The sequence below is a fragment of the Micromonospora sp. NPDC048907 genome (genome assembly GCF_055586885.1).
On record NZ_JBVJHI010000001.1, the window covers coordinates 108,155 to 130,885 of the forward strand.

A 22,731-nucleotide genomic window follows, 5' to 3' on the forward strand; every position below is an offset into this window, starting at 1 on the left:
TGATTGGCGATCTCGGCGCCTGGGTATGTCGATGTGTGCCGCTACCTCATTCCATGGCTGCGGCGGGCAGGAAACGCCAGCAGGACGCCAAGGAGGCGACGTCATGGGCATCGGTGCCAGCATTTTTCTCATCGCGCTCGGTGCGATCTTCGCGTTCGCGATCGACGCCAACCTGGGATGGCTGAACCTGAACGTGGTGGGCTGGGTGCTCATGCTCGCCGGAGTGGCGGGCCTGCTCACCACGCTCTACTTCTGGAACAGCCGCCGCCGGGTGGTGGCCGCCCCGGTGCGGGAGCGCGTCGTCGCCGAGCCGGTCGTGCCGGTGCAGGACGACCGGGTCGTGCGCGAGGAGTACCGCGAGGTGCGCCGCCCGGGCTCCGGCTACCCGGTCTGACTCGGCGCCACGAACTGTCGAGGGCCCCGCGACGGCGCGGGGCCCTCGCCCGTCTTCCCGACCGGCGCCGGCGGTCAGGCGAACAGCGCGAAGTAGATCGCGATGTGGTGGCAGATGGCCGCGAGGAGCGTGCAGGCGTGGAAGAACTCGTGGTGGCCGAAGACGGTGGGCCACGGGTTCGGCCGGCGCAGCGCGTAGAAGACCGCGCCGACGCTGTAGATCGCCCCGCCGACCGTCAGCAGCACCAGGGCGGTGACGCCGCCGGCGTGCAGGATCTCCGGCAGCATCGTGACGGCGACCCAGCCCAGCGCCAGGTAGAGCGGGGCCGAGACCCAGCGCGGCGCGTGCGGCCAGATCACCTTGATCGCCACCCCGGCGAGCGCTCCGCCCCACACCAGGCCGAGCATGATCGTGGCGTGCCGGGTGTCCAGCAGCAGCGTGCAGAACGGTGTGTAGGTGCCGGCGATGAACAAGAAGATCATTGAATGGTCCATCCGGCGCATGATCTGGTAGCCCCGCTCCGACCAGACCCGGCGGTGGTAGAGCGCGCTGGTGCCGAACAGGCCGCACACGGTCAGGCTGTAGATCACGCAGCTCACCAGCGGCGCCCAGCCGGGGCGGACGGCGGCGACGGAGCACAGCACGAGGCCGCAGACCAGCGCGGCGAAGAACGCGTAGGTGTGCAGCCAGCCGCGCATGCGGGGTTTCCCGATGTCGGCCGGCTTGAGCCGGAGCGGTGCGGAGGTGGTCACGTCAACCAGGTTACGACACCGTAGGTTACTTGCAAGTAGTGTGGCTTGTCACGGCCGCCGGGGCGAGGATGACGGGATGCGGATCCGGCCCGTCGGCGCGCACGCCCTGCTGCTCGACTGCGACGGCCCCGAGCAGGTCGAGGCGTGGCGGGCCGAGCTGTGGCGCCGCCGGGCGGCCGGCGAGCTGAGCGCGGTCGACATCGTCCCGGCGGCGGCCACCGTCCTGGTCGACGGCGTGCCGGACCGGGCGGCGGCCGCCGCGCGGATCGCCGGGTGGAGCCCGGAACACGTGGCCACCACCGCCGGCGCCGCCGAGGTCCGGGTCCCCACCGTGTACGACGGCGCGGACCTGCCCACCGTCGCCGAACACTGGGGCGTCGACGTGCCCGCCGTCGTCGAGCGGCTGCGCGGAACCGAGTTCCGGGTGGCGTTCTGCGGCTTCGCGCCCGGGTTCGCGTACCTCACCGGGTTGCCGGCCGAGCTGGCGGTGCCCCGGCTCGCCACCCCGCGTACCCGGGTGCCGGCCGGGTCGGTGGCGCTGGCCGGCCCGTACGCGGGGATCTACCCGACCGCCTCGCCCGGCGGCTGGCTGCTGGTCGGCCGGACCGACCTGGACCTCTTCGACGTGCGCGCCGACCCGCCCGCCCGGCTCACCCCGGGCACCCGCGTCCGGCTGGTCAGCGCGTGATCGAGGTGCTCCGGGCCGGTGCCCTCACCACCGTGCAGGACCAGGGCCGCCCCGGCTGGGCCCACCTCGGTGTGCCTCGCTCGGGCGCGCTCGACCCGGCCGCCCTGCGGCTCGCCAACCGGCTCGTCGGCAACCCCGAGCACGCCGCCGGCCTGGAGATCACCCTGACCGGCGCCGAGCTGCGGTTCACCCGGGCCGTCACCGTGGCGCTCACCGGCGCGGAGGTGGACCTGCTGGTCGAGCGCCCGCCCGGGGCCAGCCGGCCCGGGGACCCGGGCCGGCCACTCTCCCTGCCCGCCGGGGCGACCCTCCGCGTCGGTCCGGCCCGCGCCGGGGTGCGCAGCTGGCTCGCCGTCTCCGGCGGGATCGCGGTCGAGCCGGTGCTCGGCAGCCGGGCCACCGACACGCTCTCCGGGCTCGGCCCGCCCCCGCTGCGGGACGGCGACCGGCTACCGGTCGGCACGCCGGCCGGCCCCCCGGCCCCGGTGGACCTCACCGTCGCCCCGGGCGTGCCGGCGGAGCTGCGGCTGACCCTGCACCCCGGCCCCCGGCAGGACTGGTTCACCCCCGCGGCACTCGACCTGCTGCTCCGCACCGCGTACGCGATCAGCCCCGCCAGCAACCGGGTCGGCGCGCGACTGGTCGGCGCGGCCCTGCCCCGCGCGGTGGCCGGCGAGCTGCCCAGCGAGGGCCTCGTCCTCGGCGCGGTGCAGGTGCCGCCGGACGGCCAACCGCTGATCTTCCTGGCCGACCATCCCACCACGGGCGGATACCCGGTCATCGGGGTGGTGGAGGACGTGACCCCGCTCGCGCAGGCCCGCCCAGGGACTACGGTGACGTTCCATGGACCTCAACGCTGACCTCGGTGAGGGATTCGGCATCTGGCGGCTCGGCGACGACGAGGCGCTGCTGGGGCTGGTCACCTCCGCCAACGTCGCCTGCGGTTTCCACGGCGGTGACGCGTCCACCATGCACCGGATCTGCGCCGGCGCCGCGCGGCGCGGGGTCGCCGTCGGCGCCCAGGTCGGCTACCGGGACCTCGCCGGCTTCGGCCGGCGGCACATCGCGTACGACTTCGCCGCCCTGCGCGACGAGACGATCTACCAGCTCGGCGCGCTGGACGCCTTCTGCCGGCTCACCGGCACCCGGGTGCGCTACCTCAAGCCGCACGGAGCGCTCTACCACGCGGCCGCCTGCGACGAGGTCCAGGCCGCCGCGCTGGTCGCCGCGGTCAGCGGGTACGACCACGAGCTGCCGGTGCTCTGCCCACCCGGCTCGGTGCTCGCCCAGCTCGCCGTGGGCGCGGGCCTGCGGGTGGTCGCCGAGGGCTTCGCCGACCGGAACTACCTGCCCAACGGGCAACTGGTGCCCCGGAGCGCCGCGAACGCACTGGTCACCGACCCCGACGAGGTGGCCACGCGGGCGGTCCGGATGGCCACCGAGAAGACCGTGGTGGCGGTCGACGGCAGCGTGGTGCCCACCCCGGTCGAGTCGATCTGCCTGCACGGCGACACCCCCGGCGCGGTGCGCTGCGCCGAACTCGTCCGGGCCGCCCTCATCGACGCCGGGGTCACGCTCACATCGTTCGCGTGAAAGGAAGGGCCCTTTCTTAACGCCTCCGGTAGAGGAGGGGCCCCTTCCTGACGACCTGGGGATCAATAGTGGTGATTGTTGAGCGGTATTCACCATGCGGCCGCCCCGTCGGCGGCCAGGCCCGGGACAGCGCGGATGATGTCGGGCAGGACATCGCGGCGGCCGGTGTATTGCCGTAGTCGGCGATCACCGTCAACTTGGCCTGCCACTCGCGAAGCATCTCGGTAAGCGGTTCGGTCGGCCACTGCCTGCCGGCGATCCGGAGTAGGGCGGCGGTGAGCGGCGAAACTTCCTCATCCTCCGCACGCCGGTCGTTCGGGTCAACCTGCTGCGGCGCGGATACCGAGACCGACCAGGAGCGCGCCGGTCAGCCGGTCGAGCACCCGGCGCACCCGGAGGGTACGAAGCAGCCGGGCCGCCGCGCCCGAGACAACGGCCCAGCCAGCGAGCCAGCAGGTGTGTAGCGTCGCGTGCGCCGAGGCCAGCACCAGCATCGGAATCAGCACCGAGCGGTGTGAGTCGAGGAACTGCGGGGCAAGGGTCAGATACACGGCGGCAGCCTTGGGATTGAGCACATTGCCGAGCAGCCCTTGGGCGTACGGGTGGTGCCCGCGCCACGGCAGCCGCCGAGGCCGGCGGGTGGCCAGGTCGGTCGGCGTGGCCGAGTTGATCGGGTGCCGGCGACGGGTCGCCGACCAGAGCAGCCACAGACCGAGCCCGACTAGATAGCCGGCGCCGACCAGCTTCACGATCCAGAACGCCTGTGACGAGCGAAGCACCAGCGCGGCGAGGCCGACGGCTGCGAGAGTGGCGTGCACGTAGATCCCGGTGACCGTACCCAGGATCACCCACCAACCCTGCCGCCGCCCGCCCGCGGCGACCCGTGATACGACCAGGGTCAGGCTGGTCCCCGGCGTCATGGTGATCGGCGCGAGGGCGACCAGGAAGCCGAGTAGGGAGATCCCCTGCATCCTCAGACCACCACCCGGTAGTGGGTGGTCAGCAGCCCCGCGTCGTCGTAGACGTGGAACGCCACCCCGGGCGGCTGTCGCAGGTCGACCAGCGGCCCGTCGCCCTCCCAGGGCAGCCGGAGCGTAGAGACGACGCCGGGCGCGATCCGCAGTGGCCGACCGGCGAAGGTGCTCGCGGCGGCGGTGTGGAAGTGCCCGGTCAGTACCGCGACGACCTGCGGATGGGCGGCCAGCAGTTTGGCCAGCGGCTCGGTGGGAAGCAGCCGGCTCGGATCGATGACGGGGTGGTGCAGTTCGACCGGCGGGTGGTGGAAGGAGACGAAGGCCGGTGTCCCGGCCGGCACCGAGCCGAGTTGATCGGCGAGCCAGTCCATGGTCTCCGCGTCGAGGTGACCGTCGTCCTCGCCCGGAATCGACGAGTCCGCGAGCAGGAAGACCGCGCCGCCGACGTCGTACCGGGTGTTGATCGGGCCGCTGCCGCCGCTCTCGTCGCCGAGTAGGCCCTTGCGGTACGCGTCGCGGACATCGTGGTTGCCGGGGCAGACCATGACCGGCAGTGGGGACGCGAAGAGCTTCGCGGCGGTCTGGTACTCGGCCACCTCGCCGTGGTCGGCGATGTCCCCGCTGATCAGGATCGCGTCAACCGGTCGTGGTAGGGCGTGCAGGTAGTCCATCACCCGGGCGGTCCGCTCAGCCGAGCGGGGATGGCTGTCGAGGTGCGTGTCACTGAGGTGTGCGATGACGAGCAAGACGCCCCCTAATGGTTATCTCCGCCTCAAACATTAGGGAGGCTACACTCGATCAAGCCGGGCAAGTCAAGCAAGTACCAGAGGAGGCCCGATGTCACAGCAGCTCGCGCTCGCCCTGGCCAGCACCATCCGGCACGACGGCAACGGAGGCGTCGCCGACGACCTCGCCGACGTCGCCGGACTGACGGCCTGGCTCCGGGAGCACGCCGATCCGCTGCGGGAGTACGCCGCCGAGCCCGGGCCGTACGCCAGCACGCCCGACGAGCAACTCCGCCTCGACGTGGTCGCGTTGCGACGTGCCGTGCGTACCCTGTTCGCGCATGCGGTCCGCCCCGGGCCACCGAGCCGGGCCGACTCCTCAACACTGCTTCCCGTGGCGGACGCCGTCGATCAACTCAACCAGGCCGCCGGCCGGCTGCCGGTCCGGCCCGTGCTGAGCTGGCCGGACGAGTCGACACCAACGGTTGCCTGGCGCTGCGCGCCGGCCGACGCCCGACTGCGGCTCACGGCGGGGCTGGCCCGGGCTGCGATCGAGTTTCTCGCCAGCCCGGCCCGTGCCCAACTGCTCGCCTGCCCGGCGCCACGCTGCGTGCGTTACTTCGTCAAGGAACATCCGCGCCAGGCGTGGTGCAAGCCGTCCTGCGGCAACCGCGCCCGCGTGTCCCGGCACTACCAGCGCCACGCGGCGAACCCGTCAGACGACCCCAGCCGACCACCTCTGCGAGAAGCGGCCCGACCTGGTGATCAGGCCCGCGTTAAGTAAGGGTGCGACGGTTTAGGCCTGCGGAGCTGCCCCTCTTACGACCTGGGGATCAGGAGCCATGTATTGATGCGACGCGGCGTGGCGGCTTGATCGTCAGAGTTGCGGGCCGCACGGTCTCTGCTGGCCCGCTGAAGCCGAAGGGATACACCGGCCGCCGCGACGTCCTACCCGACATCATCCGCGCCGTCACCAGCCTGGCCGCCGATCGGGCGGCCGCATGATGAATCACCGCTCAACAGCCACCACTATTGATCCCAGGTCGCAACACCCGGGCGAGGCGTCAGGCCTCGTCGAGGCCGCGTAGGACCAGGGGGAGGCGGGTTGTTCCGCCGGAGACCACGCGGACGGGGACGCCCCAGTCCTGGCGGGTGAGGTGGCAGGCCGCGTGCTCGACGTCGGCGTCGCAGGTGGCCGCCTGGGCGGTCACCTGGAGCACGCCCTCCGCCACGTCCCCGCTGAGCACCAGCCGGCGGGACAGGTCCGTGCTCGTCCCGGCCCCCTCGACCAGCAGCTCCGGCGGGGACGCCGAGACCACCACCCGGGTCGACGGCCCGTACGTCTCGTCCAGCTTCTGCCCGGGCGCCGGCGTGAAGATCACGTCGAGGGTCAGCTCGCCGGCCGCCACGTCGGTGGGCTTGCGCTCCAGCTTGTGCCGCGGCCCGTCCACGGTGTTCGCGCCCGCCGCGGTCAACGCGCCCGGCGCCAGCCGGGTCAGCCGGTGCGCGGCCGACTCGACCACCAGCACCTCGCCCTCGGCGGTGAGCACGAGGTCGCTCGGCTCGGCCAGCCCGCCGGCCACCGTGGCGACCTGCTCGGTCTCCGGGTCGAAGCGGCGCACCGCGCCGTTGTAGGTGTCCGCGATCAGCACCGAGCCGTCCGGCAGCGCGCACACCCCCAGCGGGTGCTGGAGCAGCGCCCGGTCGGCCGGTCCGTCGACGTGGCCGAAGTCGAAGAGGCCCTGCCCCACGGCGGTGCCCATCACGCCGTTCTCCACGTAGCGGATCGCGCTGGTCTCGCTGTCGGCGACCCAGAGCCGGGCGCCGTCGGCCGAGACGGAGAGGCCGGAGGGCTGGGCCATCCACACGTCCGGCAGCGGGCCGTCGCGCAGCGCCTCCACCGTGGTGCCGGCGTACATGCCGGCGGTCCGCTTCGCCGGGTCGAACCACCAGAGCTGGTGGATGCCGGCCATGGCGACGATGACGCGGTCGTCGTACCAGGCGACGTCCCAGGGGGAGGAGAGGTCGACCGAGCCGGCGTCGTGCGCGTGGTCGTCGACCGTCGAGCGCCACTGCCGCCCGGTGCCGGCGACCGTGACCACCTCGCCGGTGTCCAGCTTCACGCCGCGCAGCAGGTGGTTGACGGTGTCCGCGACGACCAGGTCGTAGCCGGCCACCTCGGCCACGTGCGCGGGCAGCAGGCAGAGGCCCTGCGGTTCGGCGAAGGTGGCCGCCTCCGCCGGGCCGTCGGCGTGGCCGCGGGTGCCGGTGCCGATCCGCCGCACCACGGTCTCCCCGTCGGGGGCCAGCTCGACCAGGGAGTGCCGGGCCGAGTCCGACACCAGCAGGTTGCCGCCGTCGAGCACCACGGCCTTGCCGGGGAAACGCAGCGCCGTCTCCGGCTCGGCCGGCGGCACGTACGGGCCCTCGCCCCGGTGCAGGGTGCCCTTCGCCTCGTGGGTGGCGATCAGGTCGTCGATCAGCCGGGCCAGCCCCTCGGCGTGCCCCTCGCCGGCCATGGTGGCGACCACGTAGCCCTCGGGGTCGACCACCGACAGGGTCGGCCAGGCCTTCGCCGCGTACTGCTGCCACATGTCCATCTCGGGGTCGTCGAGCACCGGGTGGTGCACGCCGTACCGCTCGACGGCGGCGGCGAGGGCCGCGGCGTCCTTCTCGTGCTCGAACTTCGGCGAGTGGACCCCGATCACGACCAGGACGTCGCCGTACTTCTCCTCGAGCGGGCGCAGCTCGTCGAGCACGTGCAGGCAGTTGATGCAGCAGAAGGTCCAGAAGTCCAACAGGACGATCTTGCCGCGCAGGTCGGCCAGGGTGACGTCCTTGCCGCCGGTGTTCAGCCAGCCCCGGCCGCGCAGCTCGGGTGCCCGTACTCGTGCGCTCATGGCCCTATCGTGCCGCACCGCCGGTGGCGGCCGGCCCGATGGGGCGGTGAAGCGCGACACGATCATCCGCCGGACCGGCCCCGCCAGCGGGCCACCAGGTCGGCCTGCTCGGCCGGTACGCCGGGGAGCGGGCCCTCCACGGGGTTGTGCAGGGCCTGGAGCAGCAGGGCGAGGTAGCGGTGCCGCAGCGCGGCCCCACGGTCGGCGCCAGGGAGGTCGACCAGCATGACGGTCTCCAGCAGCAGCACGATGTCGGCCCCGCTGACGTCGTCGCGCAGGTCGCCCGACTCGCGCACCCGGTCGAGGAGCGTGTCGGCCAGCCGTGTCGCCCGCTCGGCCAGCCGGCTCAACTCCGGGGTGGGGACGAACGTGCCGGCGAGCCGCTGCGCGAGCGCCTGGCCGCCGCCCTCGACGACCCGGTGCAGGCAGGCGACGTAGGCGTCCCACGGCGGCGCGTCGGAGGCGAGCGCCTCCTCCAGGTCGGCGATGTAGCGGGCCAGGCCGTCGGCCGCGAGGGCGCGCAGCAGGTCCTGCTTGCTGGGGTAACGCCGGTAGAGGGCGCTGATGCCGACGCCCGCGCGGGTGGCCACGGCCGAGACGGGCGCGTCGGGATCGGCCAGGAAGACCTCGCGGGCGGCGTCGAGGATGCGGGTGTCGTTGCGGGCCGCCTGGGCGCGGCGGCCGCTGAGCGGGCCGGTCTCGGGTTCGGACATGGGTCTGACCCTAGCAGTGGAACAGATCGTTCCGTTCTGTTACGCTGAAGGGGAACGAAGCATTCCGTTCCCCGAAAGGACCGGCCTCGTGAGCTATCCCGTCCTCACCACCGCCCTCGACCTCCTGCGCCGCGCCGCCGAGGGAGTGCCGGCCGACCGGCTCGACGACCCGACCCCGTGCGACCGGTGGACCGTCGGTCAGGTGCTCATGCACGCGGCCGGCGACCAGCACGCGTGGGCGGCCTCCGTCGGTGCCGGCAAGCTGCCGGCGTACAACCCGTTCGATCCGCCGCGTGGCCACGACGAGGGCGTCCAGAACGTCGTGCGGAACGCGGTCGAGGCCGCCACCGCGGCGTGGGCGGCGGTCGACCCGGCGGCCGGCCCGGTCGGCACGCCGCTGCCGCCCGCGCCCACCATGGACCCCCAGCTCGCCGCCGCGACCTGCGCGCTCGACGCCGCGATCCACGCCTGGGACGTCGCGGTGGCCACCGGGCAGCCGGCGCCGCTCACCGCCGAGCTGGCCGCACAGCTCATGCCGGCGGCCCGGGCGACCGCCGAGCCGCTGCGCGGATTCGCGTACGCCGCCGCGCTGCCCACGGAGCCCGGCGCCGACCCGGTCGCCGCACTGCTGGCCTTCCTCGGCCGCGACCCCCACTGGCAGCGGTGACGAACGACGGCGGGGCCACGGATCACCGTGGCCCCGCCGTCGTGGGAGTCGCTACTGGTTGGCCGGCTTGAGGCAGAGCACCCGGTTGGACCCGTCGCCGGGAAGCACCACCTGGGGCTGCGCCGGGTCGGCGCACTTGTCCTTGCTGTCCACCTTCGACACCACGGTGAACGCGCCCTGCTCGCCGCAGTCGGCCGCCACGGCGGTCGTGTTGGACTGCTTGACGCAGGAGCCCACCGCCGGGTCGAAGCCCGCCGGCTTGTCGTCCCCACCGATCTTGCCGAGCAGGGTGAGCAGGCCGAGCGGCACGGCGAGGATGAGCACCGCGGCGATCAGCACCAGGGCCAGCACCCGGCCGTTGCGCACCTTCGGCGCGGGCGCCTCGGTCTTCGGCTCCGCCTCCGGCTTGAACGCCTCGAAGCGGCCCTGGTCCGCGTCGCCGCCCTGACCCGCCTGCGGCCACGCCGGCGGGCCCTGCTGCTGCGGCGGCGGGAACGCGGGCGGGAAGCCGCCCGGCTCGCCCATCGGCCCCTGCCCCGGTATGGCGACCGAGGCGCGGCCGCCGGCCGGCCCGCCGAACGGGTCACCGCCCCCGGGCCCGCCGAACTGGTCGCGGTGGGGCGGGCCGAACGGGTCCTGGTGCCCAGCGGGCGCGCCGAACTGCTCGTGCGGGCCGCCGGGGCCGGCGAACGGATCGTGCGGGCCACCGGGGCGCTCGCCGTTGTGCGGGTGCACCCCGTTGACCGGCCGGCTGTTGCCCGGCGGGTCGACGAAGGACGGCACGCCGGGCGGGAACGGCGGCGGGGCGGCCGGCGAGGACGGCGGGGCCGAGTGCACCGGAGGCGCCTCGGCGTATCCGTGCTGGCGGTCCGACTCGTCCGCCCGGGAGTATGGGCCCGGCTCGGCGAAGCCGTGCGGGCCGTCCTGCCCGGGCGCCTCCTCCGGCTCGGCCCGCGCGGGGCGGCCGTAGACGCGCGGCTGCGGGGCGGGCGTGCCGCCCGTGGGCAGCGGCTGGTCGGCCGGCGGGGTGACCCGGCTTGTCATCGGCACCGAGGCGCTGGCCGAGACGGCACCGCCCGCGGCGGCCTCCGGCGAGGTGCGCGGACCGGGCACCACCGGCCCGGCCGGTGACTGCGGCTCGTCGTGCGCCGGGGCGGGCGTGCCCCAGCCGGCCTCGGCGGCCGGTTCCGGCTCGTACGCCTGCGGGTTGCGGTCGCCCGGCTCGCCGCCCGGGGTGAACGGCGTGTAGTCGGCGGGCGGCGCGGCGGCCAGGGCCGCACCCGGCACCCGCTGCTCCTGCGGGGGCAGCGGCACCGCGTTGGCCGGGGAGATCCCCGGGCCCGGCGCCGGCTGGTAGATCGGTCCGTCGTCGGCGCGGGACGGCTCCCAGCCCGGCGCCGCGGGCTGCTCGGGCTGGGCCTCGGCGGCGCGGCCCCAGGCCTGGCCGGGCGCCCACGGCTCGGCCTCGGGGATGGCCGGACGGTCGCGCGTCCACTGCCCCGGGCCGTCCTGGTTGCCGCCCCAGGCGGGCGGCGAGTCGGGCGACGGGACGGACGCGCTGGCCCGGGCCGGCGCCTCCGCCGGTGCCGGGACGGCGGCGGAACCCCAGCCGGGCTGCGCCGGCTCGTCCGCCGGCCGCTCCGGCTCACGCTGCTGCGGCACCGCCGCGGCGCCGCTCCACGCGGCGGCCGGGCGCTGCTCCTCCGGCGCGCCCCAGGCGGCCGGCTGCGGCGCCTCGGCGCCGCCGGCGGACCGGCCCGCGGCCCAGCCGCCGGAGCGGTCCGGGTCGTCGTCCTGCGTGGCCGAGCCGTTCTGCCAGCCTCCGGCACGGTTCTGGTCGTCGCCGTGGTTCGGGCCGTTCTGCCAGCTGGGGGCCTGGCCCTGGTCGTCGCCGTGCGCGGCGTTCGGGCCGTTCTGCCAGCTCGGGGCCTGACCCTGGTCGTCGCCCTGTGTCGCGTTCGGACCGTTCTGCCAGCTCGGGGCCTGACCCTGGTTGTCCTGCGTGGACCAGGCGCCCTCGGGGCGGACGGCACCCGGGACCGACACCTTGGCGGCCGCGCGGGCGGTCGGCTCGGCCGGCGTCCAGCCGGGAGCGCCCTGCTCGCCCTGCTGGCCCCAGGCGGGCCGGTCGTCGTGCTGCTGGGCGGCGGCACCGACGGCCCAGCCGCCGGAGTTGTCCTCGGGAGCCGCGCGCCAGCCGCCGGAGCGGCCCGGGTCGTCGTCCTGCTGACCGGTCGGCGGGTTCCACCCACCGGACTGGTTCGGGTCGTCCTGCCCGGCGGGGGTGGCCCACGACTCGTTCGGGACGGTGGCGGGCGCGGGCACGTGGGCGGCGCCGCGGGCGGCCGGGTCGCCGGCCTGCGCCCAGGCCGGCTGCTCGCCGGACGGTGCCGGGGCGCCCCAGGCCGGTGGGGTCGACTCGGTGGGGTTGTTCGGTGGGGCGGCGCCCCAGGCGGACGGCCCGGGCTCGGCGCCGCGGTGGGTGTCGGCCTGCTCGGGCGTGCCCCAGGTGGGTGCTCCCTGGTCCTGCCCGCCCCAGGACGGGGCGGACTGCTCCGGAGCGGCCCAGGCGGGCTGCGGGGCGGGGCTCCAGCCGCCCGGCTCGGCGGGCGGCGGCACCTGCGCGGTGGCCCGGCCGGCGGCGGGCTGGCCGCCCGGCGGTGTCCAGGCGGGGGGCTGGTCGTCGGCCCCGGCCCAGGCGGGGGCCGGCGGGGCGGGCCGACCGGCCGGCGGGGGCGGGGCCCAGCCGAGGTCGGGTGCGCCGTACCCGTTGTCCTGCTGCGCCGGGCGGTCGCCGTACGGCACCGGTCCGCCGGCGCCCGGCGACACCTCGCCCGGCTCCTGGCCGGGGCGGTGCGGGGCCTCGGACGTCATGGGTGCGCCTCCTCCATCACATGTCGGCCGCCGATGCCGATCGGGACCGTCGGCATCGCTGCCGGAGTCGCCGGCAGGTACCGGCCGTGCGGGCTCCCCGCACCGTATCCGGTGGCCGCCCGGAGGCGTCCGGGGGAGCACGGGCCGTCACCGTACGTCACCGGGCGGTATCGATCGGTTGCTCTCGAAGGCGATCGGTCCGGAGGCGGGCGGTTGGCGACCGAGCCCCACCGTACCGGGCGGTGCGGCGAGGTGGAATCCCGGTGTCAATCGACGTGAGACGCCGAAGACCCGCCCGGTTGCCCGGGCGGGTCTTCGAACTGGAGGAGGTGAGGAAAGTTTGGGGAGCGTCAGCTCATGTGACGCTGGGCGATCACGAGAAGCTCCTCGCGGACGGCCGGCGAGTTGGCGGAACGCAGCGCGTGCTCGATGGCACGGGCGCGGCGGTTGGCGTCGCGGCGGTTGCGGATTCGCTCGATCATGCTCATCTGGGTCTCTCCTCCTGGCTATTCGGTTGTCAGCCCCTTGATGTCTCTATTGAACCCCAGAACGCCGCGAACTTCCATCGATTCTTAGGTGAGCTGAGCCACGTGCCTAAGGATCGTAGGCCAGAAGCCCGGTAGAGCCGACGTTTCCTTTCCCCAACGGCAACGGCCGGTGTGCCGGGCGTTCACCCGTGCACACCGGCCGTGGCCTGGTGCGATGCGACCGTCACGTCCAGGCGAGCAGCGCCGCCTCCGGATCCGCCAGGAAGTCCCCGATGTCGCGCAGGAACTTCGAGCCGAGCTCACCGTCGATGATGCGGTGGTCGAAGGAGAGACCCAGCGTGGTGACCAGGCGCGGCTTGACCTTGCCCTTGTGCACCCAGGGCTGCTCCCGCACCGCGCCGAAGGCGAGGATCGCGGACTCGCCCGGCGGCAGGATCGGGGTGCCGGTGTCGACGCCGAAGACGCCGACGTTGGTGATGGTCAGCGTGCCGCCGGACATGTCGGCCGGAGAGGTCTTCCCCGCCTTGGCCGTCTGGACGAGCGCGGTCATCGCGTCCGCCAGCTCGCGCAGCGAGAGCCGGCCGGCGTCCTTGATGTTCGGCACGATCAGGCCACGCTCGGTGGCCGCCGCGATGCCCAGGTTCACGTAGTCCTTGACCACGATCTCGTCGCCGGCCCAGGTCGAGTTGACCATCGGGTGGCGCTTGACCGCCAGCAGCACCGCCTTGGCGACCAGCAGCAGCGGCGAGACCCGCACGTCCCGCCACTCGCGCCGCTCGCGGAGCCGGTCCAGGGCCTTCATCGCCCGGGTCACGTCCACGGTCAGGAACTCCGTGACGTGCGGCGCGGTGAACGCCGAGCGGGCCATGTTCTCCGCGGTGAGCTTGCGTACCCCCTTGACCGGGATGCGCTGCTCGCGGTCGGCGCCGAAGCTCGCGGCCGCCGTGGCCGGCGCCGCGACCGTCAGCGGCTCGGCCGCCGCCGGGGCCGCCGCCGCCCGCTGTACGTCCTCCCGGGTGATCGAGCCCAGCGGGCCCGACCCGGTCAGCGTGGCGAGGTCGACGCCCAGGTCCTTGGCGAGCTTGCGGACCGGCGGCTTGGCCAGCACGGCGCCGGTCACCCGGCCGTTGCCGTTGACCACCGGGGCGGCCGGCGCCGGAACCACCGGCGCGGGTGCCGGCTCGACCGGGGCGGCCGGGGCCGCCGCGGCCTGCGCCGGGACGCCGCCCTTGCGCGGCCGCCGCTTGGCCGGCGCGTTCCGCGGGCCGTAGCCGACCAGCACCGCGGTACGCCCGCCCGGCGCCACGCCGCCGATCAGGCCCGGCTCGACCATGCCCTCCTCGGGCGCGACCTCGACCGCGGCCAGCGAGGCCGCCGACGGGGTGGGCAGGTCGGCGGCCGGCGCACCGGTCGTCGACTGCTCGATCGGCCCGGCGTTCGGGTCGGTGTCGATCGCGATGATCGGGCTGCCGACCTCGACCGTGGCGCCCTCCGGGTGGAAGATCGCCTGCACCCGGCCGGCCCACTTCGCCGGGATCTCGACCGCCGCCTTGGCGGTCTCCACCTCGACGATCGGCTGGTTCAACTCGATGTCGTCGCCCACCTTGACCAGCCAGGCGAGGATCTCGCCCTCGGTCAGGCCCTCGCCCAGGTCGGGGAGGTTGAATTCCTTGATCCGCGACATGCCGCTCACCAGCCGAAGGTGCGGTCGACGGCGTCGAGCACCCGGTCGAGGTCGGGCAGGTACTCCTCCTCCACCCGGGCGGCCGGGTAGGGCGTGTCGAAGCCGGTGACCCGCAGCACCGGGGACTCCAGGGAGTAGAAGCACTCCTCGGTGATCCGGGCGGCGATCTCCGACCCGAGGCCCAGGTTGCCCGGGGCCTCGTGGACGACCACGCAGCGGCCGGTGCGCTTCACCGACTCGTACGCGGCGGTCAGGTCCAGCGGGGAGAGCGTGCGCAGGTCGATGACCTCCAGCTCCCGGCCGTCCTCGGCGGCGGCGGTGGCCGCGTCCAGGGCGGTGCGCACCATCGGGCCGTACGCCAGCACCGTGGCGTCGGTGCCCGGCCGGGCGACCCGGGCGGCGTGCAGCGGGTACGCGTCGGTCAGCGGGGCGTCCAGCTCGACCGGACCCTTCTCCCAGTAGCGCCGCTTCGGCTCCAGGAAGACGATCGGGTCGTCGGAGGCGATGGCCTGCTGGATCATCGAGTAGCCGTCCTGCGGGTTCGCGCAGGTGACGACCTTCAGGCCGGCGGTGTGCGCGAAGTACGCCTCGGGCGACTCCGAGTGGTGCTCGACCGCGCCGATGCCGCCGCCGTAGGGGATCCGGATGACCATCGGGATCCGCACCTTGCCCTGCGAGCGGTAGTGCATCTTCGCCACCTGCGACACGATCTGGTCGTAGGCCGGGTAGACGAAGCCGTCGAACTGGATCTCGCAGACCGGCCGGAAGCCGCGGATGGCCAGGCCGACCGCGGTGCCGATGATGCCGGACTCGGCGAGCGGGGTGTCGATCACCCGCTGGTCGCCGAAGTCCTTCTGGAGGCCGTCGGTGATGCGGAACACGCCGCCGAGCTTGCCGACGTCCTCGCCCATGATGACGACCTTCGGGTCGTTCTCCAGGGCTTTGCGCAGGCCGGCGTTGAGGGCCTTGCCGAGGGTGAGCGTCTCCGTGGCCATCAGTGGGCGCTCCCCTCGAACGACTCCAGGTACTTGCTGAACTGGGCCCGCTGCTCGTCGAGCTCGGGGGACCCGTTGGGGTAGACGTGGTCGAACATGGTCACCGGCTCCGGGTCGGGCATGGCGAGCACCCGCTCGCGCAGGTGCACCGACTCGGCGCGGGCCTGCTCGTCGACCTCGGCGAAGAACGACTCGTCGACGATCTGCTGCTTGGTGAGGAACGCCTTCATCCGGGCGATCGGGTCCTTGGCCTGCCAGGCCTCGACCTCGCTGGCGATCCGGTAGCGGGTCGGGTCGTCGGAGGTGGTGTGCGCGCCCATCCGGTAGGTGTACGCCTCGATGAGGCTCGGGCCCTGGCCGTGCCGCGCGTTGTCCAGCGCGTGCCGGGTCACCGCGTACGACGCGAGCACGTCGTTGCCGTCCACCCGGACGCCCGGGAAGCCGAAGCCGCCGGCCCGCTGGTAGAGCGGGACGCGGGTCTGCCGCTCCAGGGGCTCGGAGATGGCGTACTGGTTGTTCTGGCAGAAGAACACCAGCGGGGTGTTGAAGACGCTGGCCCAGACGAACGCCTCGTTCACGTCGCCCTGGCTGGTGGCGCCGTCGCCGAAGTAGGCGATCACCGCCTCGCCGTCGTCGCTGCCGGTCTTGCCGTCCATGGCGACACCCATGGCGTAGCCGGTCGCGTGCAGGGTCTGCGCCCCGATGACGATCGTGTACATGTTGAACTTGAACTCGTTCGGGTCCCAGCCGCCCTGGTCGACGCCGCGGAACAGGCCGAGCGGCATGATCGGGTCGATGCCCCGGCAGTAGAGGACGCCGTGCTCCCGGTAGGTCGGGAAGGCCATGTCCTGCGTACGCAGCGCCCGGCCGGAGCCGACCTGCGCCGCCTCCTGGCCCAGCAGGCTGGCCCAGAGGCCCAGCTCGCCCTGGCGCTGCAGCGCCGTGGCCTCGGCGTCGAGCTTCCGGACGAGCACGAGGTCGCGGTAGAGCCCGCGGTACTCCTCGTCGGTGAAGTCGACGCGGTACTCGGTCCCGTCCGGGCCGAACGCGCTCTCGATCCGCTCGCCCTCGGGCGTGAGCAGCTGCACGAGCTCCGGTTCGCCCGTGGCGGCGGCGCGCTTGGTACGGGGTGCGGCCCGCTTGCTGCGGGTGGCGGCCCCGGGATCGCCCTTTGCCATCCGTCTCTCCCTGTCTGGTCTGCGCCGGCGCCGGGGGGTGACCCGTGCCGCGCACATCGTGCGCCCGACCCGGCTGGTGCCGGACCGGTCCCTGGCGGCCGCGCCTAGCCCCGGTGAGGGTTGCCGCGCGGCGTGAGCCGGGTCCCGTTGGGGAGCCCGACCCGGGAGCGCCGGCGCCGTACCGCACCAGCCGCGGGGTGCGCGGAGGTGGCGGCTGCGTTGCCGTCGTGCCTGAATGATTGCAGAGGAGGTGAGCGGGCCCACAGTACGGCCTCCTCCACCGGTGACGTTCCGTCGTGTTCGCGACGCATTGACACGTTTGTCTGGTGCCTCGCCGTCGCGGGACGGACAATTTGTGTGTCGACACGCTGTGGTGGCTGGTGAACTGAGCGTCACTGGTTCAAGCTTGCGGTAGTCCCCTTGAGGCATTTGTCCGTTTAGCCTGCGCCGGGATCCCGCCCTGTCGACGCGTACGAGGAGTGTGCCGGTGTCCGAGCCAGAGGGTCCTCCGGGAGCTCCGTTCCTCGGCCGGCACCGGGCGGTGCCGCGGTCCGGCTACCGGCGGGTGGTCGGCGCGCACCGCGCGCAGGGCCTGGGCGGCCCGAGCCGGGGCTACCTGTTCACCGTCGCGCTGCTGGCCGGCACGGCCTCCATGCCGATCCTCGCCGCGATCAGCGCGGGGTCGGCCACCGTGGGGAACAGCGCCCTCCCGGACAGCAGCACCCCGTTCATCCCGACCCCGTCGGTCGGCCCGGTGGTGATCCCGCTGCCCGAGGGGACCCAGACACCGCTGCTACCCACCCCGTCGCCGGTCGCCGGAGCCACCACCGTGCCTGCCCCGGTGCTCCCGGCCGCCCCGGCCCTGCCCGACGACAGCGACCTCGGTTCCCGCCACCGGTCCCACCCGGCCGCTCCCGCACCGGTGCCGACGCCGCGCCCCGTCCGGACCACGCCGGCCGGCCCGCCGAGCCCGTCGCCGGTGCCCTCACCGTCGCCGACCGACCCGGAGCCGAGCCCCAGCCCGACCACCGAACCGTCGCCGACCGCCGAGCCGACCCCGACCACCGGGCCCCCGCCGACCGACGACCCGGACCCGACGACCGAGCCGCCCGACAGCACGCCGTCGCCTACCGGCACGCCGTCGGAGGAGCCGCCCACGCCGACGCTCAGCCCGCGCGACGACCCGCACCCGAGCGCCACGGCGTCGGGCGCCACGGCCCCGGCCACGCCGCGCCGCTGACCCGCTCCCGGCGGGTCAGGCCGGGTCGTCGGTGAGGCGGTGGCGGTTCGCCTCGATCCAGGCGTCCAGCGCCGCCGGATCGTCCGGGTCCACGCCGTCCGCCATGAGCTGGGCGACGGCGGCCGTGGCCGGGCTGCGGCGCTCGCCCGTGCTGTAGAGCCGGGCGAACTCGGGAACCATCTCCTGGATGGCCTCGTCCGTGCGGGCGGCCGCCGCCGGCGCGAGCCCCCGCTGGCGGGCCGCGTACGCCGCCCAGCCGCGCAGCACCCGGGGCAGCATGGCGGCGTCGTCCATGTCCAGCACGGCCCGCCGGTGCACCCAGTCGAGCAGGAACAGCTCCGCGACCGTCGGGCTCCACCGCATCGGGTCGGCGTCAGGGAAGCTCGCCGCGTGGTCCAGCAGCAGACCCAGGCAGAAGTGCAGCGAGGCCAGCTCCCCGTCGGCCACCCGGTCGAGGCCGACGCGGACCGCCTCCGGCGAGCCGAGGAAGGCGCGGACCAGCCCGGTCCGCGCCTCGTCGGTCAGCGGCGGGACGTCGGCCGCCGCCGGCGCCGGGCCGGGCAGCGCGGCCAGCCGCGCACCCACCAGCGCCCGGTCGGTGGCCAGCGAGCCCTGCGCGGGCAGCTCACCGAGGTCGTCGGTGATCGCCAGGTGGCGGCCCACCTCGGCGCGCATCCGGGCGGGATCCTCGGTGCGGAACCAGGTGAACTCGTCCTGGGTGCAGATCTCCCGGGCCTGCTCGACGATCCGGGCGGCCGGACCGCCCACGAACACGTCCTTGGTGATCCCGATGTTGTGGTCGACCAGCGCCACGAGGGCGTGCTCCGGGCCGCCCTCCTCGTCGTCGTAGGCGAAGGTGGCCAGGTAGGAGGTCTGGTCGCCGTACACGTCGCCGTACGACCAGGCGCCCGTGAGGTGCACCCGGCCGAGCTGGCCGGCCCACGCGGGGGCGTACGCGCCGGGTCGGACCCGGCTGGCCCCCTCGGCGTCGGGCACCAGCGTGGCGAAGACGGCGCGGATGGTGGTCGCGGCGGCGCTGCGGCGGCGCGAGGTGGCGGTGAGGAAGCCGCCCACGAACTCGCGGACGGCGTTGTCCCGATCGGTCTCGGCAACGGCGTAGACGCTGCCGAGCAGCGCGGCGCCGAGCATCTCCGCGTCCAGGGCGGAGTCGAGCCTCGTCACGTCGCGAGCGGCGTGCAGCACCGCCTCGTAGGGGGTCTGTGGCGTGGCCATGCACCGACCCTACGCCGCCCGGCCCGCCCCGACGACGGTCAGCACGCCGGGCATCCGCGCCGGGGCTCAGCCCCGGGCCGCCTCCCGCAGCGCCTCGCGCGCCTCGCCGTAGCGGGCCAGCACCGCCCAGACCGGGTTCAGCACGTGCTTCTCCCCGACGCTGCCGACCGACGTGAGCAGCCGCTGCTCGGCCCGGCGCCGGGCGCGCCGCGCCGCCCACCGGATCACCGGCCGGGTCAGCGCCGCCACGAGCAGCCCGGCCAGCAGGCCGCCCAGCAGCAGCACGGTCGGCCAGGGCACCTCGCCGAGGTCCGGGTAGTCGAGGGCGGGCAGGCCGAGGATGCGCAGCGCGTAGCCCAGGACCAGCCAGGCCAGGCCGCCCAGCGCGGCGAGGGTGACCAGCCACTGGAGCGCGCCGACGACCCGCCACCAGGTCGGCCGGCGGTCCATGCCCAGGTCGGTGGCGGCCACCGCGTGGTCCAGCGCGTCCGGCAGGTCGGCCAGCCGGGACCGGGCCGCGGCGACCACCGCGGCCGGCCAGGGCGCCGGCAGGTCGGCGGCCGATCGGTCGGCCACCGCGCGGATGGCCAGGTTCAGCGCCGAGCGCTGCGCGGCGGTCGGATCGGGTACGGAGGTGGCCGCGACCAGGCTCTCCGCGGGCGCGTCGGCGCCCCCGCCGGGCAGGTGCAGCCGGCGCAGCGGGTCCGGCCGCAGCTTCCGCCAGCCCCGGACCAGCGGCCAGCCGGTGCTGCCGACCGCCCGGTGCCGGTACGCCCCCTCGACCGCCTCGGCCACCGTCGGCACCCCGGCCGCCCCGGCCAGCGCCGTGGTGAGCTCCCGTGCCGACGCGTCACCGGGCCGGGTGCGCGGCGGCTCCGGCCCGACCAGCGGGTCGAGCCCGGCCACCACGGCGTCGACGTCGCCGGCCAGCCGGCGCAGCGCGGCCTGCCGCTCGGCAACCGTGCGCTCCAGCTCGGCGCGGAGCCCGTCCAGCCCCGCCGGGTCCACCGCCACCGTGGGCAGCAGCGGCACCCCCTCCAGGCCGTCGGCGTCGAGCAGCCGGCGCAGGTCGCCGAGGACCCGGGGCAGCTCGGCCGGGGGCAGCCGGTCGGCCTGGTTGAGCACCACCACTGTCACGTCCCGGTGCCGGTGGAACTCGCGCAGGTAGCTGGTGTGGATCACGCGGTCGGCGTACTTCTGCGGGTCGACCACCCAGACCACCAGGTCGACCAGGCCGAGCAGCCGGTCCACCTCCAGCCGGTGGCTCCGCTGCACCGAGTCGAAGTCGGGCAGGTCCAGCAGGACCAGGCCGTGCAGGTTGGACTCGTCGTCGCCGTCCAGCGGGCTCTCCCGGACGAACCGGTGCCGCGGCAGCACCCCGATCCAGTCGAGCAGCCGGGACGCGCCGTCGAGCTGCCCCCAGACGCAGGCGTGCGCCACCCCGGTGGTCGGCCGGCGGACGCCGACCGGGGAGAGGTCCAGCCGGGCCAGGGCGTTGAACAGGCTCGACTTGCCGCTGCCGGTCGCCCCGGCCAGGGCGACCACGGTGTGGTGCCCGGAGAGGGCGAGCCGGGTGCCGGCCCGCTCGACCACGGTGTGCGCGGCGACCAGCTCGGCGTCGGGCACCTGGCCGTCGACCGCGCCGAGGAAGCGCTGGAGGGCCTGGAGCCGCGCGATCAGGACGTCGGGGTCGACCCGCTGCCCGCCCCGGAGCGTCTCCCGCATCCGGCCGACGATGTTGCTCACGCGCGCCCACCCTGGTCCGCGGCGGGCAGTGTCGCGCCCGACGCGCCGGAGAGGCCGGCGCGGTGCCGGGCCTTCTCGACCTCGCGGGCCGACCGGCGCAGCGCGGCGCCGGTGTCGGTGGCCGGGCGCGCCTCGGCGGTGCGGGCGAGGAACCGGTCGGCCTCCTCCGTCAGCAGCGCGCCGATCCGGTCGAGCAGGTCCACCCGCGCCTTGCCGGCCAGGTTGCGGACCGCCTGGTCGCCGAAGATCGCCTGGAGCACCGCCTGGGCGGCGACCGTGGTGCCCGCGCCGGTGGCGACCTCCAGCCCGGTCGGGATGAAGGCGGTGGCCGCGAAGACCGCGATCATGACGGCCAGGCCGGTGGCGTTGACCGCGTACGCGGCGGTGCGGGCCACGAAGCGGCGGTCGCCGCCCTCGGCCCGGACCAGTTCGAGCACGCCGCGCTGCCAGTCACGGACCAGGCGCTCGGCGCGCTCGGGAAGATCGGCCGACGGGTGCGCCAGCTCGGGTTCGAGCAGCGCCGACCCGGCCGGGTGCGCCTTCCACCCGGTGTAGGCGTTCTCCGCGGCCTCGGCCGACACCCCGCGCAGCAGCGTGACCAGTTGCGACTCGATGGCGTTCCGCAGCTCGGCGGCCGGGGCCGGACGGCCGGTGACCGCGGCCACCACCCGGTCGCGCAGGCGGCCGATCCGCGCCTCCAGGCTGCGGAAGAACTCGCCGGTGCCGACGAACTCCTGCCACCGGGCCAGCACCTCGCCGCGGAGCAGCCGGCCGTCCTTGAGCCCCTGGTCGACGGTCCGCTCCGCCCCCCGGTACGCCGCCCGGACCCGCTCGTCCAGCGCGTCGGCGGCGGCCGCCTGCTCGTCGGCGGCGTCGGCCAGCGCGTCCACGGTCGGGTGCAGGGCGGCCAGGGCGCCGTCGAGGGTCTGCCGGACCACCGCCGAGCGGGCCTCGGCGTCGGCGGCGAGCCGCGCGAACCAGCCGGCCAGCGGGGCGGTGACCCCGTCGGGGAGCAGGCCCTGCCCGTCCACCCAGGTCTCCGGCAGGACGAACAGCGGCGCGGCGCCGAGATCCTGTGCGGCGAGCATCTCGGACAGGTGGGCGGTGATCTCGTCGGCGGCCTCCGGGGGGACCCGGTCGAGGACCATGGCGACGGCCGTGCCCCGCGCCCGGGCGCTGCGCAGCAGCTCCCACGGGACGGCGTCGGCGTACCGGGCGGCCGTGGTGACGAAGAGCCAGAGGTCGGCGGCGGCCAGCAGCTGACCGGCGAGGGCCCGGTTGGCGTCGACCACCGAGTCGATGTCGGGCGCGTCGAGGAAGGCCAGCCCGGCCGGGAGCGCGGGGGCGGTGACCAGTTGGAGGGTGCCCGGGTTCTCGCTCGGCTCGGTGGTGCGGGTCAGGCCCGGCAGCAGCTCGCCCTGACGGAACCAGGCCGCGTCGGCGGGGTTGCAGACCAGCACCGGCGAGCGGGTGGTGGGTCGCAGCACCCCGGCGGCGCTGACCCGCGCCTGGACCAGGCTGTTGACAAGGGTCGACTTGCCGGCGCCGGTCGAGCCGCCGACCACCACGAGCAGCGGGGCGTCCAGGCGGGCGAGCCGGGGGAGCAGGTAGTCGTCGAGCTGGTCGGTGAGACCGGTGGCGGTGCGGCGGGCGGGCTCTGCCGAGGGCAGGGCCAGCGGGAACCGGGCCGCCCCGATCGCGGCCCGCAGGCCGGTGAGTGCGGCGGGCAGACCTTCCGCGGCGTCGGCGGGCCGGTCCCCGCCGGCGTCGTCGGGGCCGGTGCGGGCAGCGACGGCGGGCGCGCCGGCATGGGTGGCGGGATCGCCGTGCGTCGTCACCGCTAAAGCGTGCCCGACCGACGCAAGGTAAGACAACCGGACGGTAATA

20 protein-coding genes are annotated in these 22,731 nt (G+C 75.0%); 7 read left to right on the plus strand and 13 right to left on the minus strand.

Going from position 1 to position 22,731, the window contains the following annotated elements:
• The first annotated feature begins 103 nt into the window (after nucleotides 1-103).
• Nucleotides 104-394, plus strand: a complete 291-nt coding sequence (locus ACZ6PY_RS00585; protein WP_151465410.1) for a DUF6458 family protein — start codon at nucleotides 104-106, stop codon at nucleotides 392-394.
• Nucleotides 395-468: 74 nt separating this feature from the next.
• Here ACZ6PY_RS00585 and trhA read toward each other — a convergent pair whose 3' ends face one another.
• The gene (gene trhA / locus ACZ6PY_RS00590) at nucleotides 469-1,146 is read right to left on the minus strand and encodes a PAQR family membrane homeostasis protein TrhA (protein WP_466067989.1); all 678 of its coding nucleotides are present in this window, start codon (nucleotides 1,144-1,146) and stop codon (nucleotides 469-471) included.
• Nucleotides 1,147-1,222: 76 nt separating this feature from the next.
• Between trhA and ACZ6PY_RS00595 the strand changes: the two genes are divergently transcribed.
• Genes ACZ6PY_RS00595 through ACZ6PY_RS00605 form a run of 3 tightly spaced genes read left to right on the plus strand, consistent with a single transcriptional unit; the run spans nucleotide 1,223 to nucleotide 3,427 of the window.
• Entirely contained in the window at nucleotides 1,223-1,834 is a 612-nt protein-coding gene (locus ACZ6PY_RS00595; protein WP_466067991.1) for a 5-oxoprolinase subunit B family protein, read from the plus strand.
• Nucleotides 1,831-2,694 carry a 5-oxoprolinase subunit C family protein gene (locus ACZ6PY_RS00600; RefSeq protein ID WP_466067993.1) on the plus strand — a complete coding sequence of 288 codons (864 nt, stop codon included), beginning with the start codon at nucleotides 1,831-1,833 and terminating at the stop codon, nucleotides 2,692-2,694. Before ACZ6PY_RS00595 ends, ACZ6PY_RS00600 begins: the two co-directional genes overlap by 4 nt.
• Entirely contained in the window at nucleotides 2,678-3,427 is a 750-nt protein-coding gene (locus tag ACZ6PY_RS00605) for a LamB/YcsF family protein (RefSeq protein WP_466067994.1), read from the plus strand. Before ACZ6PY_RS00600 ends, ACZ6PY_RS00605 begins: the two co-directional genes overlap by 17 nt.
• Nucleotides 3,428-3,747: 320 nt before the next feature.
• Here ACZ6PY_RS00605 and ACZ6PY_RS00610 read toward each other — a convergent pair whose 3' ends face one another.
• Both ACZ6PY_RS00610 and ACZ6PY_RS00615 read right to left on the minus strand, forming a co-directional pair.
• On the minus strand, nucleotides 3,748-4,398 hold the full coding sequence (locus ACZ6PY_RS00610; protein ID WP_466067996.1) for a LysE family translocator: 651 nt from the start codon (nucleotides 4,396-4,398) through the stop codon (nucleotides 3,748-3,750).
• 2 nt (nucleotides 4,399-4,400) lie between these two features.
• Nucleotides 4,401-5,147 carry a metallophosphoesterase gene (locus tag ACZ6PY_RS00615; RefSeq protein ID WP_466067998.1) on the minus strand — a complete coding sequence of 249 codons (747 nt, stop codon included), beginning with the start codon at nucleotides 5,145-5,147 and terminating at the stop codon, nucleotides 4,401-4,403.
• A 91-nt stretch (nucleotides 5,148-5,238) separates the two neighbouring features.
• On the opposite strand from ACZ6PY_RS00615, the gene ACZ6PY_RS00620 reads away from it, so the two are divergent.
• Complete coding sequence (locus ACZ6PY_RS00620; protein WP_466068000.1) at nucleotides 5,239-5,910, plus strand: CGNR zinc finger domain-containing protein; 672 nt, start codon at nucleotides 5,239-5,241, stop codon at nucleotides 5,908-5,910.
• 280 nt (nucleotides 5,911-6,190) lie between these two features.
• Here the strand turns inward: ACZ6PY_RS00620 and ACZ6PY_RS00625 are convergent, their stop codons facing one another.
• Both ACZ6PY_RS00625 and ACZ6PY_RS00630 read right to left on the minus strand, forming a co-directional pair.
• On the minus strand, nucleotides 6,191-8,026 hold the full coding sequence (locus ACZ6PY_RS00625) for an NHL domain-containing thioredoxin family protein (RefSeq protein WP_466068002.1): 1,836 nt from the start codon (nucleotides 8,024-8,026) through the stop codon (nucleotides 6,191-6,193).
• A gap of 62 nt (nucleotides 8,027-8,088) precedes the next feature.
• Nucleotides 8,089-8,739: a TetR/AcrR family transcriptional regulator gene (locus ACZ6PY_RS00630; protein ID WP_466068004.1), complete on the minus strand. Its 651-nt coding sequence runs from the start codon at nucleotides 8,737-8,739 to the stop codon at nucleotides 8,089-8,091.
• Nucleotides 8,740-8,827: 88 nt separating this feature from the next.
• Here ACZ6PY_RS00630 and ACZ6PY_RS00635 point away from each other — a divergent pair, with 88 nt between their 5' ends.
• On the plus strand, nucleotides 8,828-9,406 hold the full coding sequence (locus ACZ6PY_RS00635; protein ID WP_466068006.1) for a TIGR03086 family metal-binding protein: 579 nt from the start codon (nucleotides 8,828-8,830) through the stop codon (nucleotides 9,404-9,406).
• 51 nt (nucleotides 9,407-9,457) lie between these two features.
• Here ACZ6PY_RS00635 and ACZ6PY_RS00640 read toward each other — a convergent pair whose 3' ends face one another.
• The 5 genes from ACZ6PY_RS00640 to pdhA all read right to left on the minus strand — a co-directional run bounded on the left by ACZ6PY_RS00640 (nucleotide 9,458) and on the right by pdhA (nucleotide 16,625).
• Nucleotides 9,458-12,280 (minus strand): LppU/SCO3897 family protein, encoded by a 2,823-nt coding sequence (locus ACZ6PY_RS00640; protein ID WP_466068008.1) that lies wholly within the window; start codon nucleotides 12,278-12,280, stop codon nucleotides 9,458-9,460.
• Nucleotides 12,281-12,630: 350 nt separating this feature from the next.
• Nucleotides 12,631-12,768, minus strand: a complete 138-nt coding sequence (locus ACZ6PY_RS00645; protein ID WP_466068010.1) for a hypothetical protein — start codon at nucleotides 12,766-12,768, stop codon at nucleotides 12,631-12,633.
• Nucleotides 12,769-12,991: 223 nt separating this feature from the next.
• Nucleotides 12,992-14,452, minus strand: coding sequence for a dihydrolipoamide acetyltransferase family protein (locus ACZ6PY_RS00650; protein WP_466069343.1), 1,461 nt, complete (start codon nucleotides 14,450-14,452; stop codon nucleotides 12,992-12,994).
• Between the two features lie 5 nt (nucleotides 14,453-14,457).
• Complete coding sequence (locus ACZ6PY_RS00655) at nucleotides 14,458-15,447, minus strand: alpha-ketoacid dehydrogenase subunit beta (RefSeq protein ID WP_262283548.1); 990 nt, start codon at nucleotides 15,445-15,447, stop codon at nucleotides 14,458-14,460.
• Complete coding sequence (gene pdhA / locus ACZ6PY_RS00660) at nucleotides 15,447-16,625, minus strand: pyruvate dehydrogenase (acetyl-transferring) E1 component subunit alpha (protein WP_466068012.1); 1,179 nt, start codon at nucleotides 16,623-16,625, stop codon at nucleotides 15,447-15,449. Before pdhA ends, ACZ6PY_RS00655 begins: the two co-directional genes overlap by 1 nt.
• A 487-nt stretch (nucleotides 16,626-17,112) precedes the next feature.
• Between pdhA and ACZ6PY_RS00665 the strand changes: the two genes are divergently transcribed.
• Complete coding sequence (locus ACZ6PY_RS00665; protein WP_466068014.1) at nucleotides 17,113-17,865, plus strand: hypothetical protein; 753 nt, start codon at nucleotides 17,113-17,115, stop codon at nucleotides 17,863-17,865.
• A 15-nt stretch (nucleotides 17,866-17,880) separates the two neighbouring features.
• On the opposite strand, the gene ACZ6PY_RS00670 is transcribed toward ACZ6PY_RS00665, so the two are convergent.
• The 3 genes from ACZ6PY_RS00670 to ACZ6PY_RS00680 form a co-directional block, all read right to left on the minus strand.
• Nucleotides 17,881-19,098, minus strand: coding sequence for a hypothetical protein (locus tag ACZ6PY_RS00670; protein ID WP_466068016.1), 1,218 nt, complete (start codon nucleotides 19,096-19,098; stop codon nucleotides 17,881-17,883).
• A gap of 66 nt (nucleotides 19,099-19,164) precedes the next feature.
• Nucleotides 19,165-20,823, minus strand: coding sequence for a GTPase (locus tag ACZ6PY_RS00675; protein ID WP_466069345.1), 1,659 nt, complete (start codon nucleotides 20,821-20,823; stop codon nucleotides 19,165-19,167).
• Between the two features lie 17 nt (nucleotides 20,824-20,840).
• Nucleotides 20,841-22,682, minus strand: coding sequence for an ABC transporter (locus ACZ6PY_RS00680; protein ID WP_466068018.1), 1,842 nt, complete (start codon nucleotides 22,680-22,682; stop codon nucleotides 20,841-20,843).
• Between the last annotated feature and the right edge of the window lie 49 nt (nucleotides 22,683-22,731).